The 22,436-nt window shown below is 49.2% G+C and carries 19 protein-coding genes; 11 read left to right on the top strand and 8 right to left on the bottom strand.

All coding sequences use genetic code 11. From position 1 onward, the window contains the following. Positions 1–53: 53 nt before the first annotated feature. Entirely contained in the window at positions 54–3,578 is a 3,525-nt protein-coding gene (nifJ, locus tag ACKU40_RS12130) for a pyruvate:ferredoxin (flavodoxin) oxidoreductase (RefSeq protein WP_320173057.1), read from the top strand. Positions 3,579–3,667: 89 nt separating this feature from the next. Here nifJ and ACKU40_RS12125 read toward each other — a convergent pair whose 3' ends face one another. From ACKU40_RS12125 to ACKU40_RS12115, 3 genes are all read right to left on the bottom strand, one after another. Continuing rightward, entirely contained in the window at positions 3,668–4,300 is a 633-nt protein-coding gene (locus ACKU40_RS12125; RefSeq protein WP_320173056.1) for a hypothetical protein, read from the bottom strand. Positions 4,301–4,476: 176 nt separating this feature from the next. Further along, positions 4,477–5,382 (bottom strand): 30S ribosomal protein S6--L-glutamate ligase, encoded by a 906-nt coding sequence (gene rimK, locus ACKU40_RS12120; protein WP_320173055.1) that lies wholly within the window; start codon positions 5,380–5,382, stop codon positions 4,477–4,479. A gap of 18 nt (positions 5,383–5,400) precedes the next feature. Next, positions 5,401–5,871, bottom strand: a complete 471-nt coding sequence (locus ACKU40_RS12115) for an ATP-dependent zinc protease (RefSeq protein WP_320173054.1) — start codon at positions 5,869–5,871, stop codon at positions 5,401–5,403. A 258-nt stretch (positions 5,872–6,129) separates the two neighbouring features. Here ACKU40_RS12115 and ACKU40_RS12110 point away from each other — a divergent pair, with 258 nt between their 5' ends. The 9 genes from ACKU40_RS12110 (at position 6,130) to dxs (ending at position 16,383) form a co-directional block, all read left to right on the top strand. Further along, entirely contained in the window at positions 6,130–6,834 is a 705-nt protein-coding gene (locus ACKU40_RS12110; RefSeq protein ID WP_320173053.1) for a phosphoadenosine phosphosulfate reductase family protein, read from the top strand. Positions 6,835–6,959: 125 nt separating this feature from the next. Beyond that, a complete protein-coding gene (locus tag ACKU40_RS12105; protein WP_320173052.1) occupies positions 6,960–7,670 on the top strand; it encodes a uracil-DNA glycosylase in 711 nt (236 codons plus the stop codon). 232 nt (positions 7,671–7,902) lie between these two features. Beyond that, positions 7,903–8,979 (top strand): flavodoxin-dependent (E)-4-hydroxy-3-methylbut-2-enyl-diphosphate synthase, encoded by a 1,077-nt coding sequence (gene ispG, locus ACKU40_RS12100; RefSeq protein WP_320173051.1) that lies wholly within the window; start codon positions 7,903–7,905, stop codon positions 8,977–8,979. Then, positions 8,980–10,725, top strand: coding sequence for a proline--tRNA ligase (locus ACKU40_RS12095; protein ID WP_320173050.1), 1,746 nt, complete (start codon positions 8,980–8,982; stop codon positions 10,723–10,725). It abuts the gene before it with no gap. 48 nt (positions 10,726–10,773) lie between these two features. Beyond that, on the top strand, positions 10,774–12,153 hold the full coding sequence (gene xseA / locus ACKU40_RS12090) for an exodeoxyribonuclease VII large subunit (protein WP_320173049.1): 1,380 nt from the start codon (positions 10,774–10,776) through the stop codon (positions 12,151–12,153). 19 nt (positions 12,154–12,172) lie between these two features. Further along, the gene (locus ACKU40_RS12085; protein WP_320173048.1) at positions 12,173–13,072 is read left to right on the top strand and encodes a M23 family metallopeptidase; all 900 of its coding nucleotides are present in this window, start codon (positions 12,173–12,175) and stop codon (positions 13,070–13,072) included. Between the two features lie 106 nt (positions 13,073–13,178). Beyond that, entirely contained in the window at positions 13,179–13,421 is a 243-nt protein-coding gene (locus ACKU40_RS12080; protein ID WP_320173047.1) for an exodeoxyribonuclease VII small subunit, read from the top strand. Next, positions 13,411–14,301 carry a farnesyl diphosphate synthase gene (locus tag ACKU40_RS12075; RefSeq protein WP_320173046.1) on the top strand — a complete coding sequence of 297 codons (891 nt, stop codon included), beginning with the start codon at positions 13,411–13,413 and terminating at the stop codon, positions 14,299–14,301. Before ACKU40_RS12080 ends, ACKU40_RS12075 begins: the two co-directional genes overlap by 11 nt. Positions 14,302–14,463: 162 nt before the next feature. Then, on the top strand, positions 14,464–16,383 hold the full coding sequence (dxs, locus tag ACKU40_RS12070) for a 1-deoxy-D-xylulose-5-phosphate synthase (protein WP_320173045.1): 1,920 nt from the start codon (positions 14,464–14,466) through the stop codon (positions 16,381–16,383). An 84-nt stretch (positions 16,384–16,467) separates the two neighbouring features. Here the strand turns inward: dxs and ACKU40_RS12065 are convergent, their stop codons facing one another. The 4 genes from ACKU40_RS12065 to ACKU40_RS12050 form a co-directional block, all read right to left on the bottom strand. Next, entirely contained in the window at positions 16,468–17,106 is a 639-nt protein-coding gene (locus tag ACKU40_RS12065; RefSeq protein WP_320173044.1) for a hypothetical protein, read from the bottom strand. 80 nt (positions 17,107–17,186) lie between these two features. Then, complete coding sequence (locus tag ACKU40_RS12060) at positions 17,187–17,747, bottom strand: hypothetical protein (protein WP_320173043.1); 561 nt, start codon at positions 17,745–17,747, stop codon at positions 17,187–17,189. Between the two features lie 121 nt (positions 17,748–17,868). Beyond that, positions 17,869–19,551, bottom strand: coding sequence for a long-chain fatty acid--CoA ligase (locus tag ACKU40_RS12055; protein ID WP_320173042.1), 1,683 nt, complete (start codon positions 19,549–19,551; stop codon positions 17,869–17,871). Between the two features lie 188 nt (positions 19,552–19,739). After that, positions 19,740–20,378 (bottom strand): hypothetical protein, encoded by a 639-nt coding sequence (locus tag ACKU40_RS12050; protein WP_320173041.1) that lies wholly within the window; start codon positions 20,376–20,378, stop codon positions 19,740–19,742. 232 nt (positions 20,379–20,610) lie between these two features. On the opposite strand from ACKU40_RS12050, the gene ACKU40_RS12045 reads away from it, so the two are divergent. Further along, a complete protein-coding gene (locus tag ACKU40_RS12045; protein ID WP_320173040.1) occupies positions 20,611–21,570 on the top strand; it encodes a chemotaxis protein in 960 nt (319 codons plus the stop codon). Here ACKU40_RS12045 and ACKU40_RS12040 read toward each other — a convergent pair. Beyond that, positions 21,567–22,394: a transporter substrate-binding domain-containing protein gene (locus tag ACKU40_RS12040; protein WP_320173039.1), complete on the bottom strand. Its 828-nt coding sequence runs from the start codon at positions 22,392–22,394 to the stop codon at positions 21,567–21,569. The genes ACKU40_RS12045 and ACKU40_RS12040 overlap by 4 nt on opposite strands. Positions 22,395–22,436: the final 42 nt, after the last annotated feature.

The raw sequence follows: 22,436 nt of genomic DNA, 5'->3' as shown, positions 1-22,436 counted from the left end.
CTACACTTTTCGACGCACGCCTTCCCAACCATAAAGACACGGAGAATAATGTAATGGCAAAAAAAATGAAAACCATGGATGGTAACCAAGCCGCTTCCTACGTAGCCTACGCTATGTGTGAAACAGCAGCCATCTATCCTATTACCCCGTCATCCCCCATGGCCGAACTGGCTGACGAGTGGGCTGTTCAGGGTCTGAAGAATATTTTCGATACCACCATGGAAGTCCGCGAGTTGCAGTCCGAAGCAGGTGCTGCCGGTGCTCTGCACGGTGCGCTGGCTGCAGGTAACCTTTCCTGTACCTTCACTGCATCTCAGGGTCTGCTGCTGATGATCCCCAACATGTACAAGATTGCGGGTGAACTTCTTCCCACTGTTTTCCATGTATCCGCACGCGCAGTTGCAGGACAGGCCCTGTCCATCTTCGGCGACCATCAGGACGTAATGGCCTGTCGTCAGACCGGATTTGCAATGCTTGCTTCCAACTCTGTTCAGGAAGCTCTCGACCTCGCGCTGGTTTCCCACCTCGCTACCGTTGAATCCAGCATTCCTTTTGTTCACTTTTTCGACGGTTTCAGAACTTCCCACGAAGTTCAGAAGATCGAACTGATCGATTACGAAGATATGGCTGCAGCCCTTAACTGGGATAAAGTCCGTGACTTCCGCGACCGCGCTCTGAACCCTGAGCATCCGCATACCCGCGGTACCGCCCAGAACCCTGATATTTACTTCCAGGCCACTGAAGCAATCAACCCCTACCGTGATGCTGTTCCCGGTTATGTTGAAGACGCAATGGCTAAGGTTAAGGAAATCACCGGTCGTGAATACAAACTTTTCGACTATGTCGGTCATCCTGAAGCGGAAGACATCATTGTTGCCATGGGTTCCGGCTGCGAAGCCATTGAGGAAACCATTGAGCATCTCGTTGCTGAAGGTCAGAAAGTCGGTCTGGTAAAAGTCCGCCTGTACCGTCCTTTCTCCATCGAACATCTTGGTCGCGCTATCCCCGCAACCTGCCAGCAGATCACTGTTCTGGACCGCACCAAAGAAGGCGGCGCCATCGGTGATCCCCTGTACCTCGATGTCTGCACCGCGCTTAAGGAAATGAACATCGACCTGCCTGTTTATGCCGGACGTTACGGCCTCGGTTCCAAGGAATTCACTCCTTCCATGATCAAGGCTGTCTACGACAACATGAAGTCTCTGGCTCCCAGACATCACTTCACCATCGGTATCAACGACGATGTTACCCGCCTTTCCCTTGAAATCGGCGAAAATCTCGATACCACTCCTGAAGGCACTGTTCAGTGCAAGTTCTGGGGTCTCGGTTCTGACGGTACTGTCGGCGCAAACAAACAGGCCATTAAAATCATCGGTGATAAAACCGATATGTACGCACAGGGTTACTTTGCCTATGACTCCAAAAAGTCCGGCGGTATCACCGTATCCCACCTGCGTTTCGGTAAGAGCCCCATCAAGTCCACTTACCTTGTTGAAATCTCCGATTTCATCGCCTGTCATAACCCCAGCTATGTAAAGCTTTACGATCTGCTGGACGGTATTCGTGAAGGCGGTACCTTCCTGCTGAACACCAGCATGGGCCTTGAAGAACTGGAATCTGAGCTGCCCGCAAAACTGCGCCGCAAGATTGCTCAGAACAATCTCAAGTTCTACGTAATCGACGGTGTTAAGATTGCCGGTGAAGTAGGACTCGGCGGACGTATCAACATGGTTATGCAGACCGCTTTCTTCAAACTGGCAAACGTTATTCCTTTTGAAGATGCAGTCAAATACCTGAAAGAATCCATTCAGACAGCTTACGGCAAGAAGGGCGAGAAGATCGTCAACATGAACAACGCTGCCGTTGATCAGGCCGAAGCAAATCTGATTGAAATCAAATATCCCGAAAGCTGGGCTACCGCAGAAGATGAAGAAGCAGTCGAATCCTTCGAACCTGAATTCATCACTGACGTAGTCAAGCCCATTCTCGCCCAGAAAGGTGACGATCTCCCGGTCAGCGCTTTCTCTCCTGACGGACGTTTCCCCATGGGTACTTCCCGTTTTGAAAAGCGCGGTGTTGCAATCATGGTTCCCGAGTGGATCATTGACAACTGCATCCAGTGTAACCAGTGCTCCTTTGTCTGCCCGCACAGCGCCCTGCGCCCTGTTCTCGTAGATGAAGAAGAAATGAAGATTGCACCTGAGAGCTTTGAAACCATGGAAGCCAAGGGCAAAGGCATGGAAGGCCTCAAGTATCGCATGCAGGTCAATACCCTTGACTGTCAGGGTTGCGGTAACTGCGCAGATATCTGCCCCGCCAAGGAAAAAGCTCTGGTTATGAAGCCTCTGGCTACCCAGACCGAAAAAGAAGTTCCCAACTACGACTTCTCCGAAATCGTATCCTTCAAGGATCGCATCCTGCCCCGCACCAGCGTTAAGGGCAGCCAGTTCCAGCAGTCTCTGATGGAATTCTCCGGTGCATGTGCCGGTTGCGGTGAAACTCCTTACGTCAAGGTTCTCACCCAGCTCTTCGGTGAGCGCATGATCATTGCCAACGCTACCGGTTGTTCCTCCATCTGGGGCGCTTCCGCACCTTCCACTCCTTACTGCGAGAACATTGAAGGTCACGGTCCTGCTTGGGGTAACTCCCTGTTCGAAGATGCTGCTGAATACGGCTTCGGTATGGAAATGGCCATTTCTAACCGCCGTAACCGTCTGAAAATGCAGATGGAACAGGCTCTTGATCTGGACATTACTGATGAACTGAAAGCAGCTCTTAGAGGCTGGATCGAAAACAAGGATGACGCTGCCAAGTCCCTCGAATACGGTGACCAGCTGCGTGAACTCCTTGCTGTAGAAGCTGACAACTATGACCTGCTGCTCGAAATCGAAGAGCAGGAAGACATATTCACCAAGAAGTCCGTATGGTGCTTCGGTGGTGACGGATGGGCATACGACATCGGTTTCGGCGGTCTTGACCACGTTCTCGCTTCCGGCAAGGACATCAACATCCTCGTTATGGATACCGAAGTATACTCCAACACCGGTGGTCAGGCATCCAAGGCAACTCCGCTCGGTTCCGTTGCCAAGTTCGCCGCTGGCGGTAAGCATACTTCCAAGAAAGACCTCGGCCGCATGATGATGAGCTACGGCTACGTTTATGTTGCTTCCGTCTCCATGGGCGCTAACAAGAATCAGGTAATGAAGGCTTTCCTCGAAGCAGAAGCATACCCCGGACCTTCCCTGATCATTGCTTACGCTCCCTGCATCAACCAGGGTATCCGCAAGGGTATGGGTAAAACCCAGCTCGAAGGTCAGCTCGCAGTTGAGTCCGGCTACTGGCCGCTTTACCGCTTCGACCCCCGCCGCGAAGAAAACGGCGAGAACCCGCTGGTTGTTGAGTACAAAGAACCTGACGGAACTCTGCAGGAATTCCTTTCCGGCGAAAACCGTTACGCAATGCTCGAGCGCATGATGCCCGAAGCATCCAAGACCATGCGTGCCGGTATCGAAAAGGATTGCCTGAAGAGATACAAAATGCTCAAGCAGCTTTCTGAGCTTGATTATTCCCACGAGTAACCAAGTTGCTGTAAAAGCCTTAGTATAAATCAAGGCCCCCGTATCCGATGGATGCGGGGGCCTTTTCGTCTTCAAGTGGGGAGTTAAAGCTATGCGCTTTGGCTTTCCAGCAAGGCAAGTTCGGCTTGAAGTGCAGCAAGTTCCACTTCCTTTGTCTTCAGTTCTTTTGCGGCTTTTTCATCGTTGTCAGCTTGTGAGCGAAGATGCTGGATTTCGGATTCAAGTTTTTCGATCTCGTCTTCCTTATCTTCTACATCACTGCTCTCACTTGAGGAGGAAGCTGCTGAGCCTTCGGCGGCTCCAGCTTGCTTTCCTGCCCCTGCCCCTGCCATGGCACTGGCTTGCTGGTTTTCTTCACCGCCGCCCATTCCTCCACCGGGGGCACCTCCTTCTCCATCCGGAGGCATTCCTCCGGGAGGCATGCCACTGGGCCGCCCTCCTGGGCGGGGCATATTTTCCGGGTCTATACCGTTTTCCTCGGCAAAACTTTCCATGGTATCTTTCAAGTCTTCGCGTTGTTCCTTAGTAAGGTCTCCGGGGTTCTGGGCACCGTATTCTTCCATTTTTGATTTGAACAACTCCATGGCTTCAGCTGAAATTTTGACGGTATCACCGTCTTTTAGACGTTCATCTATGGTTTTTCGCTGTTCGTCTTGTTCGTTCTGGTTCAATTTGAACACACCTGTTGAAGCTGAGCTGCCTAGTGAATCAATTGTGACCATAAAAACACTCCTTTTGTTTAAAAGATTTAAGGTTGCCTTAAGCAAAGCAATGTTTCGGCCAGTATTTATTAAGAGCAAATAAAGAATTATTAAGAAATATGCATGATTCGAAATGCGCAAAAAAGCCCCCGTATCCGATGGATTCGGGGGCCTTTCAAATTTATAGAAGAGGTTTGCTAGCCTTTACCTTTGGTCTTGGTTTTTCCGGGCTGCGCATTTTTTTCGATGTAGTCGATAAGCTTACCGGCAACATCGATTCCTGTTGTGTTTTCAATACCTTCAAGTCCGGGGGAGGAGTTTACTTCCATGACTACCGGACCGTGGTTTGAACGCAGGATATCAACCCCGCAGAAACCCAGCCCCATGATCTTGGCACTGCGAACTGCGGTGGAGCGCTCTTCAGGTGTGATTCTTACCTGACTGGCAGATCCGCCCTGATGAAGGTTGGAACGGAAATCTCCTTCGCGGCCCTGTCTTTTCATGGAAGCGATAACCTTGCCTCCGACTACAAGGCAGCGGATGTCCGAACCGGATGCTTCAGATATAAATTCCTGTACAAGTATGTTCGCTTCAAGGCCTTTGAAGGCCTCAATGATACTGGCTGCGGTGTTTCTGGTTTCCGCAAGCACAACTCCCTTGCCCTGTGTTCCTTCCAGCAGTTTGATAACCAGCGGGGCGCCGCCCACAATATCAATCAGGTCTTCAGTATACTGAGTTGAGTGGGCAAAGGCTGTCACGGGAAGTCCGATACCTTTACGGGCCAGCAGCTGCAGGCTGCGAAGCTTGTCTCTGGAGCGGGTGATGGCTACGGATTCATTGACGCAGTAAACACCCATCATTTCAAATTGGCGTACTACCGCACAACCGTAAAAAGTGATGGATGCGCCGATACGCGGGATGATAGCATCAAATCCCTCAAGTTTTTCCCCTTTGTAAAGGATACTGGGGTTGTGAGAAGTGATGTTCATGTAGCAGCGCAGGGGGTTGATGACCCGCACTTCATGTCCACGTGCCTTACAGGCTTCCACAAGTGAATTAGTAGAGTATAGTTCCCGTTTGCGGGAAAGGATGCCGATTTTCATTCGTGCCTCCCGAAATTTTTATTTGTAAAATTCAGCAGCGTGCTTTCTGCCCAGCAGATATGATGCGTCAGGATCGACAAGAAGTCGGTCTTCCATTGCTGTTCTGCCCAAAAGCATCCGAAATTTCATGGAATCTCGATTCGTAAGTGTCAGTTCAATGTTCCAGCTCATATCACCCATAACGAGCTGTGAAACGATTACTGGGCGCTCTTCACTTACGCCCCCGGAGTTGGTGACTGTACGGAAGTCAATAACCGGGGCCTCACAAAAAATTTCAATGTCGGTACGCTTCTGAATCGGATGGATACCAAATCTGATCCATTTATTTCCGTCACGTTCAAAAAAGTCCTGCTGAAAAGAATGAAGGCAGGAAGTCTTCGCCCCGGTATCAGTTTTAAATTTGATAGCCGGAATATTCAATTGCGGGAAAGCTCCCCATTCCCTCCAGCCGATGACCGTTTTCCCCTGTATGTTTTCAGGACAGTACATAAGCTGCTCCTTGATTATGAATTATGTAGAAAAATGAAGCATGGCGCAGAATAATCAAGATGAATTGAGTATATCAGCTCTCTGGGCAAGAGTGTGCTTCTATTTATGGCGAGGTAGGGCATATAGCTGTCAGCTGTGAAATGCAAGTAAAAAACGCAAGCTTTACAATTTATGGCATTTGAACTCACAATCAGGCCCGGCTTGCAAAAAGCCGCATTTCAGGCAACAAGGGAACCACTTTTGTTAAGGAGTCTTATTTTGACTGGAATAAATGCAACCTCACCGCTTGATGAGAAAGTTGCTCACAGTGCCGGCTTGATGTCCGGTATGCTGGAAATGTATCCTCCGGAACGGATTGCCGTGGCTTGGACCGGGGGCAAGGATTCCACTGTGGTGCTGGCCCTTTGGCGAGAGGTTCTTAAGAATAAAGGAAAGGAAGCTTCTCTGGTACTGGTTCCTCAGGCTTTGTCCATTGATACCGGGATAAAGTTTTCAGAAGTGATGGCTTTCCGGGATCGCATTGCTTTGCAATGGGGCGTGGATGTTAAAATCATCAGGCCTGAAGTGGACCTCTCCAGCTATCCCGTTGCAGAAAATCCGGTGAAGTGCTGCGCTGATCTGAAGATTAAGCCTTTGCAAAAGGCCATAGATGAATTTGAAATTGACCTGCTTATCACCGGAATTCGTCGCGACGAGCATCCCAGCAGGGCTGGGCGAAGATATATGGAAGTGCGTGATGATCCTGACCACACTCTGCTCAATCCGATACTCGAATGGACAGAGATGGATATCTGGTCTTTTATTACCATGCATCAGATTCCGCACTGTGAACTATATGGTCAAGGCTACCGTTCACTCGGCTGTCAGCCTTGCACTGCAAAAGGCGGAATGACTGAACGCGAAGGGCGCAGTGCAGAAAAAGAGCGCAATCTGGAACAGCTTACTTCCATGGGATATTTTTAAAGAACAGTTATGATGCGCTTCGCGCTTTTGATATTTGATTTCGCCTCCGGCGGCCAAAGGAGCTCAGCCCCTTTGGAATCCCTAGTAGGGGCTTGGGGTTTTAAAAGTTAAAGAGAGATAGATTTATGAGAGTTAATTTTTGTTTGTCCAGTTATGATGTTCATGAATCCTGGCGTGGATTTTTTACCCTTCCGCAGATGATGGAACTTGATAAAATCAGTTCTTCCATTGGTAAGGATTTTACACCCAATGCTGATAAAGTTCTGCGTTTCTGTGAGACCGATCTTTCTAATATGAAGGTAGTTATTCTTGGACAGGACCCTTACCCCCAGATGGGTGTTGCAACAGGCAGGGCCTTTGAGGTTGGTGATATCAAGACTTGGGGTGAGCTGAAGCGCAATGCTTCATTGGTCAATATCCTCAAGCTCTTGCATAAGAACTTTCTTCAGGCTGATGATGTTGAAGGTATCGCTAATATCAGGAAAGATATTGAATCCGGTACGTTTCCGGTACTGCCTCCGAAAAAGCTTTTCAGCCACCTTGAAGAAGAGGGTGTGCTTTTCATGAACACCGCTTTGACCTGCCAGCTTGAGAATCCCGGCAGCCATACTGATATCTGGAGCTATTTCTCCTCTGCACTTCTGCAGTATATCCAGCAGAAAAATGCATCAGCAAAATGGCTCCTCTGGGGCAAGGATGCACAGGATATTGCGGCCTTCGTACCAGAATCCCAAAAATTGACCAGCTATCATCCGCGTTTGTTCAATAAAACACCCGGCTCCTTCCTCGGTGAAAACCATTTCGCCCATTGTCCCGAAATTAATTGGGTAAAATAAGATTTAACCAATCTAATTTATTCGTTGGCACAATTTTGCTATCCCCGGACGCGAAGCCTGATAAAAGGTTTTGAAAAGGGGAGTCCAGAGGGGAAAAACTTTTGCAAAAGTTTTTCCCCTCTGGCCGCCGGAGGCTCGAAAAAGCGAGCCTTGGCTCTTATAACAATATGTATTATGCTACCGCGCACGTTATTTTTATATTAGCTGCCAAACTGAATAAATCAGGTGAAAAATGATCAATAGAAAAAAGACCCGTGAGCTGTTCATCGGGAACGTTGGTATTGGTGGAGACAACCCGATCAGGGTCCAGTCCATGTGCAACACCGACACCCGTGATGCCCTTTCCACTCGGGCGCAGATTGACGCACTGGCTGAAGCCGGATGCGAAATAGTGCGTGTTGCCGTGCCGGACGAAGAAGCTGCCAAGGCCCTGCCGCAGATCCGCAAGGGTTCTCCGGTTCCGCTGGTGGCGGACATCCATTTCGATTACCGTCTGGCGCTTGCCGCTATTGATGCCGGAATCGATGCCCTGCGCATTAACCCCGGTAACATCGGAGGCGAGGATAAGGTTGATTCCGTGGTCGCTGCTGCCAAGGAACGCAACGTCCCCATCCGTATCGGCGTTAACGGCGGTTCGCTGGACAAAGCACTGCTTGCCAAGTATGGCGGTCCGACTCCTCAGGCAATGGTCGAAAGTGCGCTGGAGCACGTGGCTCTGCTGGAAAAGAGAAATTTCTACAATACCAAGATTTCCCTGAAATCTTCATCAGTGCTGAACACTATCGCCGCTTACAAGCTGCTGGCTGAAAAGGTGGATTACCCGCAACACGTGGGTATTACCGAGGCCGGAACTCTGGTGCGCGGTGCAGTCAAATCTTCCGTAGGGCTGGGTATCCTGTTCTGGGAAGGCCTTGGCGATACTATGCGCGTTTCACTGACCCATGATCCGGTAGCGGAAGTTGGCGTTGCGTGGGAAATCCTGCGTTCGCTGGGATTGCGTGAACGCGGGCCTGAGATTGTTTCCTGCCCCACCTGCGGGCGTACCGAGATTGATCTTATCGGTCTGGCCCAGAAGGTGGAAGACAACCTGCGCGGTGTTGAGGATGTTTTCACCGTGGCGGTCATGGGTTGCGTGGTCAACGGTCCCGGTGAGGCCCGTGAGGCCGACCTCGGTATTGCCGGGGGCCGCGGACTGGGGATTATCTTCCGCAAGGGTGAGGTCGTCCGCAAGGTCAAGGGCGATGAGAACCTGCTGCCTGAATTTATGAAAGAAATAGAATTATTCCTGAAAGAAAAGAGAGGACAATAAATGCGTTTAAGCCGTTACTATATTCCTACATTGAAAGAAGACCCTTCCGAAGCGGAAGTGGTTTCCCATAAACTGCTCATGCGTGCGGGTATGATCCGCAAGCTGACCAGCGGTATTTACAACTACCTGCCGCTGGGACTTAAGTCCGTGAACAAGGTTGCCGCCATCGTGCGTGAGGAAATGAACCGTGCGGGCGCACTGGAAGTGCTTATGCCCATGGTCCAGCCCGGTGACCTCTGGCAGGAAACCGGACGCTGGGATTACTACGGCAAGGAACTGCTGCGCGTGAAAGACCGTCACGGCCGTGATTACTGCCTCGGACCCACCCACGAAGAAGTAATTACCGACCTTGTGCGTGGCGAAGTAAAATCCTACAAGCAGCTTCCTCTCAATCTGTATCAGATTCAGACCAAATTCCGTGATGAAATCCGTCCCCGTTTCGGCCTGATGCGCGGGCGTGAATTCATCATGAAAGATGCATACTCCTTTGATAAGGATGAAGCCGGTGCAGAAGAATCCTATCGCGGAATGTTCGAGGCTTACAAGAAAGCTTTCTCCCGCATCGGGCTGAACTTCCGTCCCGTTCAGGCGGATTCCGGCGCTATCGGCGGTGACTTTTCTCACGAATTCCACGTGCTGGCCGATACCGGGGAAGATACCATCGCAGTCTGCAAGGACGAGAAATGCGGCTACGCTGCAAACCTTGAAAAAGCAAAGGTTGCGGCTCCTGCTGGCGAAAGCATGCTTAATACTGAATGCCCCGCAATCGAAGAAGTCGCCACTCCCGGCAAACACACCGTGGAAGAAGTTTGCGAATTCCTCGGCGTAGAGCAGGATAAGCTGGTTAAGACCCTGCTTTTCACTGTTGACGGTGAGCCTGTTGCTGCTCTTGTACGCGGTGACCGTGAACTCAATGACGTTAAGCTGCGCAACCTTGTTGGCGGTAACGAAATTGAAATGGCAAGCGAGGAACAGGTCAAGGAATGGACCGGAGCACCTGTCGGTTTTGCCGGTCCCGTTGGTCTTAAAATCGAGCGTATTTTCGCTGACCATGAATTGCTGGCCGCCACCGACTGGATTGCCGGTGCTAACAAGGGTGATACCCATATCAAACATCTTTCCCTTGGCCGTGACTGCAAGATTGAGCAGTTCGCTGACCTGCGCGTGATCACCGAAGCTGATTGCTGCCCTGAGTGCGGCGCGGCTATCGAGTTCACCAAGGGTATTGAAGTCGGTCATGTTTTCAAACTCGGTTCCAAGTACTCCAAGTCCATGGAAGCTACTTTCCTTGATGAAAACGGCAAGACCCAGCCTATGGTCATGGGTTGTTACGGTATCGGCGTTTCCCGTATTGTTGCTTCCGCTATTGAGCAGAACAATGATGAAAACGGTGCCATCTTCCCTCCGACCATCGCGCCTTTCGAACTCTGCGTGATCTCACTCGGAGGTAAGGATGAAGCTGTGAACGAGAAAGCTGAAGAGCTTTATAATGAACTCATGCAAATGGGTATCGACGCAGCTTACGATGACCGCAGTGAGCGTCCGGGTGTAAAATTTGCTGACGCTGACCTGATCGGTTATCCCATGCAGCTGGTTATCGGCGGTAAGGGTCTCAAGAACGGTATTGTTGAAGCCAAGAACCGTAAGACCGGTGAAAAGATTGAACTGCCCCTTGAAGGTTTTACTGAAGCTTTCAAAGCATGGCGCGCCGAAATCTGGCAGTCATGGGGACTTGAAGCTAAATAATTCAATGAGGTTGGTGCTGTTTAGGCAGTACCAACCTTATATTTAAATATGAAGATATTTTCTGTAACTGACATAACCCGCGCCGTTAAGGATGTTCTGGAAACAGAATTTCCGTTTATCTGGGTGCGGGGACAGGTTACGAACTTGGCCCGGCCTGCGTCCGGGCATATTTATTTTACGCTCACTGACGGTGATGCGGGCTTATCTGTGGTCTGGTTCAAAGGAAATCAGCGTGCGGGTGGAACAGATGGTGAAGAGTCCATCAATCCGCTGACCGGGGAAATTGAATCCGGTGGCCCGTTGGAACTTGAGGACGGCATGGAAATACTCTGTGCCGGACACATGAATGTCTATCCCCCGCGTGGAGTATATCAGCTTGTAGCTGAATTGGTGCAGGAGCAGGGCGTCGGTGATCTGAAGCTTGCCTTCGAAGCCATGAAACGCAAGCTGGCTGAAAAAGGATATTTTGACGAAGACCGCAAGATGGAAATCCCCCGCTCAGCTAAACGGGTGGCAGTGGTCACTGCTCCCACGGGTGCAGCTGTCCGGGATTTTCTGAAGATTGCCGAAACTCGCGGCACCGGAGCGGAGATCAGGATTTATCCCACACTGGTGCAGGGTGACCTCGCGCCGGGACAAATTGCTCAGGCCCTTGATGCTGTTTATGATGACGGCTGGGCCGAAGTCGTGGTGCTCATCCGCGGCGGCGGTTCGCTGGAAGATCTTTGGGCCTTTAATACCGAGCAGGTTGCGGACGCTCTTTTTCGGGCCACTGTTCCGGTGGTCTGTGGAGTAGGGCATGAAGTGGATGTTTCCATTGCCGACTACGTTGCAGATAAGCGAGTGGCGACTCCCACCCATGCGGCGCAGGAGCTTTGGCTCCGTCGGGAGACCTTGATGCAGACAGTGGACGAATTGGACAGTTCGCTTGTCCGTAGTTTTGATAATTTTCTGAATGTGCGTGAATCAGGACTTGAAACCCTGCAAAAAGGACTGAGCTGGTTATCTCCAGCGCAACGCATTGAACGGTTGCTGACCTCCTTTGCTGAGGAAGCGGAACGGTTGGACCGTGCTTCCGTGAAATTTGTGAACGCAAAATCTGACGCGGTCGCAGCTTTGGCTCACCGTTTGGCTTTTGTCTTTGGTGAAGAGCGGGTTGAACGCATGGAGTATGATTTATCAGCTTTGCAAAGCAGATTTTCCCGCGCCGCAGATATATTTCTGAAAGATAAGCTGGCTGAATATGAAAATGCAGCCACCTCATTGCGGATGCTGGACCCGGAAAGTCCGCTGGAACGGGGTTATTCCCTAGTGACAGTGGAAAAGAGCGGAACATTTTTGCGCAGCCCGGATGAGGTTGCAGACGGCGACGCTATCCGGGTACGGGTAAAATCAGGTGAAGTCAGGGCAAGGGTTACATCTGAATAATTTGTGGAGATTATTTAAAATGAATGGATACAAACAATTTCGTGTTGCTCTTCTGACCCTGATTCTGCTTCTGCTCTGTGCCTCCACCGCGTTGGCATCGGTGTTTCTGGCTTACCCTCAAAAGGTCGGCCTTGGTGAGCCGTTTCTGGTCCGGGTAACTTCTGATAAACCGCTGGAGTCTGTTTCCATCAAATGGAAAGGCAAAAGCGTGAAGCCTGAAATCCGTAACTGGAAAGGGCGTTCCGTCGCGCTGGCAATGTTCGGCACTGATGTTCTTTCTGATAAAACCGGTCGGGACAAGCTGGTAATTACAACCGTATCGGAAGGCAGGGAGCGTACTTTCGGGCGCACCGTTAAGGTTAATAAGAAAAAGTATCGCATCCAGCGGCTGACTCTGCCCGAAAAAATGGTCACTCCGCCTAAGGAAGTCTTCGACAAGATCGCACAGGACCGTAAGGAAGTTGCCGCAGCCAAGGCATCAATGAGCCCTGAGCGTAAATGGTATGTTCCTTTTACCCGCCCGACCAAAGGTTCTCAGTCCAGCCCCTATGGCGCCCAGCGTATTTTGAACGGGAAGCCTAAGAATCCGCATCGAGGACTTGATTTCCGCGGAGCCAAAGGGAATGCTATTAAAGCTATGGCTGACGGCAGGGTTGTGCTGGTTGGCGACCATTACTACGCTGGAAATTCAGTCTATATTGATCACGGCAGCGGAGTGGTCACTATGTATTTCCATCTTTCACGGATAGATGTTAAGGAAGGCGAATTAGTGGAGCGCGGTCAGCTTATCGGCGGTATCGGTTCCACAGGAAGGGTTACCGGACCGCACCTGCATATGAGTGTATCTGTGCAAGGAAAACTGGTTGATCCGGCCTATGTCCTCTATAAAACAACCGACCAATTGCTCGGAATAAAATAAGATTCTTAGAACTCGAAGCGGCTAAGCCTAATAAAAGGTTTTGAAGAGTCCAGAGAAACTTTTGCAAAAGTTTCTTTGGCCCTCGGAGAGCCGCCGGAGGCATCTTTTGACAAAAGACAATAAAACATTTGAAGACCGTCTTGACCGCTTGAAGGCGATAGTGTCAGCCCTTGAAAAGGGAGACTTACCCCTTGAGGAAGGAGTGGCCCTGTTTAAGGAAGGCCAGACTATTTCCAAGGAATGCGCCGCACAGCTGGAAAAGGCCCGTAACGAAGTAAAAATAGTCACTGGCGGCGAAGTTGAAGACTTTGACGTTGATACAGAAGAGGATACAGCGGATGACAGTTAAAGAAAAACTCGCAGTGCATGCTGCGGATGTTGAAAAATATCTTGGTGAATGTCTTAAGGGTATGGAGATTCCTGAAAATCTTCTCGAATCCATGGAATACAGCCTGCTGGCCGGAGGCAAGCGGTTGCGCCCGGTGCTCGTTCTGGTCTGGGCTCAAATGCTCGGTGCCAAGAAAGAGGCGGTCATGCCTTTTGCCGCCAGCCTTGAGATGATTCATACCTATTCGCTTATCCATGATGACCTTCCGGCAATGGATGACGATGATCTGCGTCGCGGCAAGCCTTCAAACCACAAGAAGTTTGACGAAGCCACAGCGATTCTCGCCGGTGACGGCCTGCTTACCGAAGCTTTCGGTTTTATGGCTAAAGCTGATGCTCCTGCTGAATATGTTGTCGAAGCCATTTCATTGATGGCGAAATCAGCAGGCAGCCCGGGCATGGTCGGCGGTCAGGTTGTGGACATGAGCTACACCGGTCGCGAAGGCGTGACCCTTGATGAACTCAAAGTCATGCATTCCATGAAAACCGGTGCTCTTATTCTTTCTGCTTGTAAATCAGGCGCAATTCTGGCTAAAGGAGCAGGAGCGTCTGAAGATGATGTCAGACGAGCAGAAGAATACGGAAGGCTTATCGGTGTTGCATTCCAGATCGTGGATGATGTTCTGGATGTTGTCGGCGATGAAGCTACCCTCGGCAAGCCTGTGGGCAGCGACATCGAGCAGGGTAAGTCCACTTACCCCAGCCTGATCGGTCTTGATGAAAGTAAGGAACTGGCCCGCAAGTATGTTGATGAGGCTGTTGAGTTGCTTTCACCGTATTCGGGTGAAGAAGCCGAGTTTCTCGCAGAACTGGCCCGCTATATAGTGGATCGGGTTTACTAGAAGAAAATCAAGCTCGGTCAGTAAAAGATTTTTTATACATTGCGAAGTTAACAGTGTTAAGTAGTGTGCGCCAAGCAGTGGATTCCAGAGGGAGTTGGGGAGTTTGCTGTTACGCTGCTTAAATTTAGAGATATTGAAACCAGTGGTGAGGTTCATTGGAATATGAGTAAAAATGATTCTTCCTGCGGATGCGGCAAATATGAGCTTCTGCAGAAAATAAATAATCCTGCGCAGGTTCAGGAGCTAAGCGATGAGCAATTGACTCAGCTGGCAGAAGAACTGCGTCAGTGTATCATAAATACCGTTTCCGTGGGCGGTGGGCACCTTGCTCCTTCTCTCGGGGTAATTGAATTGACTTTGGCGTTGTTCAAGTGTTTCGACCTTGATCGGGACCGTCTGGTATGGGATGTTGGTCATCAGGCTTATGCCCATAAAATTTTGACCGGGCGTTACAACAATTTCCATACATTGCGCCAGAAAGACGGTATCAGCGGATTTCCGCGTATGGCGGAAAACCCCTATGATCATTTCGGCGTAGGGCATTCCAGTACCTCCATTTCCGCAGCGCTCGGTATGGCTGTTGCCAGTGACCTTGAAGGGGAAAACCGTAACTGTGTGGCAGTTATCGGTGACGGATCCATGACCGCAGGACAGGCTTTTGAAGGGCTTAACCAGGCCGGGGGTATGAAGCGTAAGATGGTGGTTATTCTCAATGATAACGAGATGTCCATATCCACCAACGTGGGAGCTCTTTCCGCGTTCCTTAGCCGCAAGCTTTCCCATCCGGTGATGAACCGTTTCAAGAAGGATTTTGAGTCCATTCTGAAGCAGATTCCCAAGATCGGTGATGATCTGGCCATGTATGCCAAGCGCGGTGAGGATTCTTTTAAGAGTTTCTTCACTCCCGGTATGCTTTTCGAGTCTCTTGATTTCACCTATCTTGGACCCATCGACGGTCATAACCTGAATGATCTGGTCGATGTTTTGGAACAGGTCAAGCAGATGGATGGTCCGGTGCTGGTTCATGTCCTGACAAAGAAAGGCAAGGGGTATACCCCGGCTGAAGACAATCCTACCTATTTTCACGGTGTGGGCAGCTTTGAGCCGGAGACAGGCCGTGCCAAGAAGTTCAAGGGCGGACTGCCTTCCTATACCGACGTTTTCGGTAATACTCTCTGTAAGCTGGCGGAAAAGGATGACAAGATTGTTGCCATTACTGCCGCCATGCCCGAAGGTACCGGAACCGATAAATTCCGCGAGCAGTTTCCTGACCGTTTCGTTGATGTGGGTATCTGTGAGCAGCATGCAGTGACCTTTGCCGCAGGACTTGCGACTCAGGGATTTAAGCCTGCGGTAGCTATCTATTCGACTTTCCTGCAGCGATCCTATGATCAGGTGGTGCATGATGTCTGTCTGCAGAACCTGAATGTGAATTTCTTCCTCGACCGTGGCGGACTGGTCGGAGCCGATGGTGCAACCCATCACGGTGTATTCGACATGTCCTACATGCGCCATATTCCGAATTTGGTCTTTATGGCTCCCAAGGACGAGGCCGAGCTTTCCCGTATGGTAAGAACTGCCATTGATTTTGATGGACCTGCTGCGGTGCGTTATCCGCGCGGTGTCGGTATCGGGGCGATTCTTGAAGAGACCCCCAGCACCCTTGAAATCGGTGAAGGTGAACTGCTGCGCGACGGTTTTGACGGGGTGGTAATCACTGTCGGTTCAAGGGTCTGGCCTGCCGTTGAAGCTGTGGAACAGATTGATGAAGAATACGGCAAGGCTGTAGCGGTCTTTAATGCCCGTTTTATCAAGCCGCTGCCTGAAAAACAGATTCTGGAACTGGCTTCCCGCTTCAAGAAAATTCTTATTGTGGAAGAGAATGCCAAGGCTGGCGGATTCAGCTCCGCAGTAGTTGAATTGCTGGTGGACAACAATGCCATTGACGGACACGAGATCAAGCGTCTCGGTATCCCCGATGAGTTCATTGAGCACGGAACCCAGCTTGAGCTTCGCAATGAGCTTGGCATTGATACCGCTGGTATGAAGAAGGCCATGGTCGAGATGCTTGGACTGGATTAATTCTTCAGTCCTTATTTAGATATAAAAAGTAAAGGGTTAGCCTCAGATGAGGCTAACCCTTTTTTTGTTGGTTTGCGTGAATAATTAATTTTTGGTCAAGGCATCCGAAATTGCGGGAGAATTAACTATCCGGCCAAGCTGTTCTTCCAAAGCTTCTGGGACTACTTTCATAGCGTGTTTAGGGGGATTCATAAAATTGCCTCCCAAGTTATCTGAGCCATGCAGGGCGGTCTCGGCTATACGCATGCCTGATTCATTGTAGACTGTAGCTTTAATGTCGTAATGCATATCTACATTGGTCATTGTGTCAGATTTCCAATTGAGGATAGATACGAGCATGGAACGGCTCTTTTTCTCAGCTGATAACTTTGAGACAGCTGTTTCAGTCTTTGTCAGGGGAGAGATGGTAACTTTACTGATTTTATAACCCTGTTTTTCCATCCCGGCAGCAAGGGCATTTAAAATGTCTTCTGCAAGAGGTTTGCCGCTTTGGGTTGTGACATCAAAGGGGTTTCCGAATCCACCGCGCTGGAGCCCAATGAAATTTTCAGTTTTATCGCCATTTGTCACATATTCACGCTGATCCTGCACACCTAAAGCGACTTCTTTATTTGAGGAGTGCGAAACTTCAGGAACTGCATTAGCCAGATCGTATTTGTTGCCTACAGCGCAGCCTGTCAGAGTTAATAAGGATAAAATACAAATTAAAAATAGTTTTTTCATGGTGATATTCCGATAGCAGGTTAGAAGTTTTTACGATTTTGGCTGCTTGTATATTATCGGAATAATAAAATCTACTTTTTTTAAATTTTCAGCAGGACCAGCCCGCCTTCAGGAGGAAGGCCATTTGGCGCATTCTCTTTCAGGTATTTCTGTACTTGGGATGCTTCAACCACAACGCCTTTTTTCAGCAGGGTAGGACCGGCTTCCTGCGCAATGAGGTTGAATAGCTTGAGATGAATTTTAGCCTCTCCTGAATTCACCACTCCTGAAGCCTTGGCACTGATATCGGAACGGAATGCACCTATGGGGGTGTCCCTGCACATGGCAATGCCGCTGATTCCCGGAAGGGCGCCGGAAAGGGATATTTCGTCACCGTCTTTGATTTTAACTCCGTCAATATCGTCGACAGGTGAACCGTTCACGAAAATTGCCCGTACCCTTGTTTCGGCATATTCCGGACTGAGTCCGATTTCATCGACCATGAATTCACGTACACTCAGGCCGGAAGTCGTATGGATAAAAACTCCCTTTTGCAGCAGGGTGATTGTTCCGGGAATTCCTTTTTGCATAGTTACGGTCTTGAGATTGTCCGGCACGGCGGTCCTCGTATAATGAATGTTGAATTGTGTTTTTTTAGACATATTCAGCTGTAATTATTAGTAAATATGCGCTGGAATTAATGGGCTGTCAAACGGCTGAATAAAAAAGCCTGCCTGTAATGATTACAGGCAGGCTTTAGTTGCTGATATATTTTGAAATAAATTATTTATTCTTTTTTTTCTGAGCTTCCTCTTCTCGAAGGGCTCGACGCAGGACTTTACCGACCATGGTTTTGGGCAGTTCGCTGCGGAATTCCACCTGTCTGGGCACTTTGTATCCTGCCAGTTTGTCCCGGCAATAGGAAATGATCTCGGCGCGGTCCATGCTTTGGCCTTCTTTAAGTACAATATAGACCTTGATGATCTCACCGCGTGTTTTGTGGGGTAGGCCTACAGTCACAGCTTCCTGAATCTTGGGATGTTTGTAGAGTACCTCATCCACTTCGCGGGGGTAGATGTTGTAACCGCTGGAGATGATCATATCTTTTTTGCGGTCCACAATGTAGAAGTAACCTTCCTCATCCATATAGGCGATATCTCCGGTGTAGAGCCAGCCGTTGCGCAGGGTTCCCGCGGTTTCATCCGGCTTATTGTAGTAGCCTTTCATTACCTGCGGTCCGCGGATAACAAGCTCACCCATTTTCCCCGGAGGAAGCTGAACGCTGCCCACTTCCATATCTACAATTGCAGCATCAGTGGAAGGCAAAGGCATGCCGATGGAACCGGGCTTTTTCTTTCCTCTCAGCGGGTTGAGGTGAGTTACCGGAGAGGCCTCGGTCAGCCCGAATCCCTCAACAATGGTTGCTCCGAAAACTTCTTTGAATTGTTTGATTCCTTCTACCGGCATGGGAGAGGAACCGGACAGACAGTATTTAACTGACTTTACATCATATTTTTCCACTTCTTTCTGCTGGAGCAGGGAAATATAAAGTGCCGGGGCTCCCGGGAAAAGTGTCGGCTTCAGCTTGTGCATGGTCTTGAGTACGTCCAGAGGTACGTAGCGCGGGAAGGGAACCATGGTTGCACCGAGCAGAGTCGGGAAGTTCAAGCAGACAGTCAGGCCGTAAATATGGAAATAGGGCAGGATACCCATTACAATTTCCTTATCGCCTCCAAGGCTGTTGAGCATGGCGTGGCACTGCTGAACGTTTGCACCGAGGTTTGCGTGGGTCAGGTTGCAACCTTTGGAAAGGCCGGTGGTCCCGCCTGTATATTGCAGCAGGGCGGTGTCTTCCGGCCTGATGTTCGAAGCGCTGTAGCGTTCTTTACCTTTACGAAGGATATCCCATTTGAGAATTGAGGAGTCGTTATAGGGAACTTTAGGGGAGTTTTTCTCCCGCATGCATTTCAATTTATAGAGACTGTTCAGTGGGAATTTGAGTGTGTCGGAAATTCTGGTGACCAGATATTTACGGACCGAGAGTTTGTCGCGCAGTTTTTCGATCTTGGACCAGAGCAGATCAATGGTGATCAGCATTTTGGCCCCGGAATCACTAAGCTGGTGGACGATCTCGGTTTCCATGTACAGCGGATTGGTCAGAGTAACGACGGCTCCGGCTTTGAGAATTGCAAAGTAGGTCATGATCATCTGCGGGGTATTGGGCAGCATGATAGCGATCCGGTCTCCCGGTTCAATGCCCAGCTTGCGCAGGTTGGCAGCCATCACTTCAACTTCGCGTTGAAGCTTGCCATAGCTAATTGACCAGTTCTGGAATTCAATGGCCTTGCGTTTGGGCCATTTTTCGGCTGTGAGGTCCAGATATTCAAACAACGGACGATATACAAAATTTACGGTTTGAGGCACATCTGAATCATAGTGATCCAGCCACGGGCGATTAATCTCCACTCCTTACCTTCCCTTATCCCTTAATCCAAAAGCTTGAATTTTAATTCTTTTTTTTCGAGATTTCGGCTGCTTTCCGCAAAGTAAAATTGCAGCACAAAATCATCATCCCCCCGCACAGGGGATTCCGCTTCACTTTGAGAGGGGCGAGTATATTGATCTGTTTAAATTCTTGCAAGTTTGTATATTTTTCAATTACGGGCTGACTTTGAAAAAACTTCCAGCAAGTATGCAGTGAGTGCCTGATTGGTTCCCTGGCCGCACTTTGAAAAGGGGCAGCCCAGTTCATAGGGGACCTCCATGGGACGCGGGGTACCATGGTAGACTACGGAGTCTCGTCCGGCCTTTGATTCCTTGACCAGAACCTGCATGGTAATGAAGCAGGAGTTGGGACCGCTGCGGATACGCTGTATCTCCGGGGTCCATTCATTAATCAGCACCGGGTAGTCTGCGAAAAAGGGATCACCGTAGAAGCCGTCGTATGCAAATCCGACCCGCTCTGATTCTCCGGCGGCGGCAAGTTTCGGGGAGATTGAACCTATGCGTGCTTCGATCATATAATTGGCATTGCCGTCAGGATCGTAGCTGTAGCCTATTCCCTCAAGGGCTTGAATCAGGTTCTGCTCAATCGGAACCACACCGGCCTCAACTTTTTGAGGAAGTCCGTTTCCCTTGAGATCGAAAAGCACAACCTGAACATTAAATGATCCGGGGGTAGGGTTGAACACTGTTATGGGGACAGTCGGTTTGGTTTCATGGGCGGCGCAACCGTATAAAAAAATGAACAGACAAAGACAAAAGAGTTTTACAAGGCCGGATTTTTTTAACATAAATACCCCTTAAGTTGTATTCCCGATATTTTGCATCAGTTGTATATCAATACGTATATCCTAGCAATAACAAGGCGTGCTTATTGACTTGGCGTTTTTGGGAGAACAAGAATAGGTGTATTTATTCTTAAAAAAAAGGTAATACCTTGAAATAGTACGTGTTGGGATTTACAATATAAGTCTATGCGGAAATCTGGCAGAATTCGGGATTGATTTTTGAGGGAGTCACCATATGCGGGATAATGAAATATTACTGGATACCGGGACTAACGAGTTCGAGATTATTGAGTTTTTTATAGATGAGGTCGACGGTGGTGCTGATGATCGTGACTATTTCGGTATAAACGTGGCAAAAGTGCTTGAAGTTGTCGAGGCTCCGGACGGCCTCGAGGCAGCTGAAGGCGCGCCTCATCCCAGCTATCTCGGGACAATGTCCCTGCGTGATATCATTCTTCCGGTTATCGATCTGGCGGTCTGGCTCGGTATTGAGCGCAAGGAGTCCGAGTACGAGCTTATCGTTGTTACCGAGATAAACAATGTAATCACAGGCTTTCTGGTTACCGGGGTGACTCAGATTCATCGTATCGGCTGGGGAGATTTGAAGACACCAAACAAGTATATAGCTGATCTTGATACCAACTGCATTACCGGTACAGTGCATCTTGATGAGCGTTTTGTGCTCATGATCGACCTTGAGCGCATTCTGGGTGAACTTGATCCTGAAATGGCTGAACGGAGCGACGGTAAGGTTTATACGGCCCCGGAAAAGATGACTGCTGTTCTGGTGGACGATTCTGTCTCAGTGCGTGCCCTGCTTAATAAAAATTTTGAATCCGCCAATTTTGAGGTCAAGCTCTACACCAACGGTCAGGAAGCTTTGGATGCGCTTAAAGAAATTAATACTGAAGCCAAACAGGACGGCGGTTCAATTAAAAACGTAATTGATATTGTCGTTTCAGATATTGAGATGCCCCAGATGGACGGCTATACCTTGACTAGAAATATCAAGGAACATGCAGACCTTTCCTGCCTGCCCGTAATTCTTTTTTCTTCTTTGATAACCAAGGGACTTTACCATAAGGGTGAGGCGGTCAAAGCGGACGACCAGATCACCAAACCCGAATTTAACGAACTTACCGGCCGTGCCATCAGTCTGATTGAAAAGTACAGGGCTAAGCGACAGCAGATTTAGGGGGCACGCAGTTCTTCCGGTGTAAAAAGCACTCTTCGCGGATTAATTTCCGTTCCATTGAAGTATTGCTGGATTAGCCCGGATATTTCTCCGCTGTGCTGCATTTGTTCAAGGGTCTGGTTGATCTGTTCATATAAATGAAACTTTTTGCCCTTATTCGGATAGGCAAAATATACATTTACTGTGTCTACAACATAGGGCAGGGCTATTATGGACTGCTCCAGACCGCGTTTTGAAAGTTTGATCTTGGTATCGATATAGGTGCCGATGAAAAAATCCGAGTATCCTCTAACGAGTCTGTTTATGGCTGTGTTGTCGTCAGTAACTTCTACGAAACGGGCCTCGCCTGACTCTATGAAATTGTCAAAAATATCCCCGTAACTGCCACCTCTTATGTGGTCTCCAGTTTTACCTTGCAGGTCGATCAGTTTTTCCAGTTTAAATGGTTTGTTGGTGAAGATGTGCAGTTCATTCCGCAAAATTGGCGGAGAAAACAGGAACTTTTGTGCTCTGCTTTCGTTCCAGAATATGCCGCAAATGATGTCCAGTTTTCCTTTTTCCAATGAAATGACTGCCCGTTTCCACGGCAAGTCGCGGTATTCCAGTGTATATCCGTTTTTATGGACTGCTTTTTCTAATATCTCATACATCAGTCCGTATACTTTCCCAGCCTCATCTTTCATCAGAAAAGGAAGCCAGTCCATTTGTCCGGAAACAAGCAAAGAAGAATCATCTGCTTTTGTCGCTGGAGATATAAAGAGAAATACGATAGTCAGTGAGATTACAGCTTGCTTGAAAAGTCGTAGTTTGATTTTGCTGGGCATATTCGATATTTAACATAGCAAACTGCTGTGCGGAAGCAAAAA

Origin of the sequence: Maridesulfovibrio sp. (genome assembly GCF_963666665.1) — a bacterium.
In the GTDB taxonomy this organism is placed as follows: Bacteria; Desulfobacterota; Desulfovibrionia; order Desulfovibrionales; family Desulfovibrionaceae; genus Maridesulfovibrio.
This window is presented reverse-complemented; position numbering and strand designations above follow the sequence as displayed.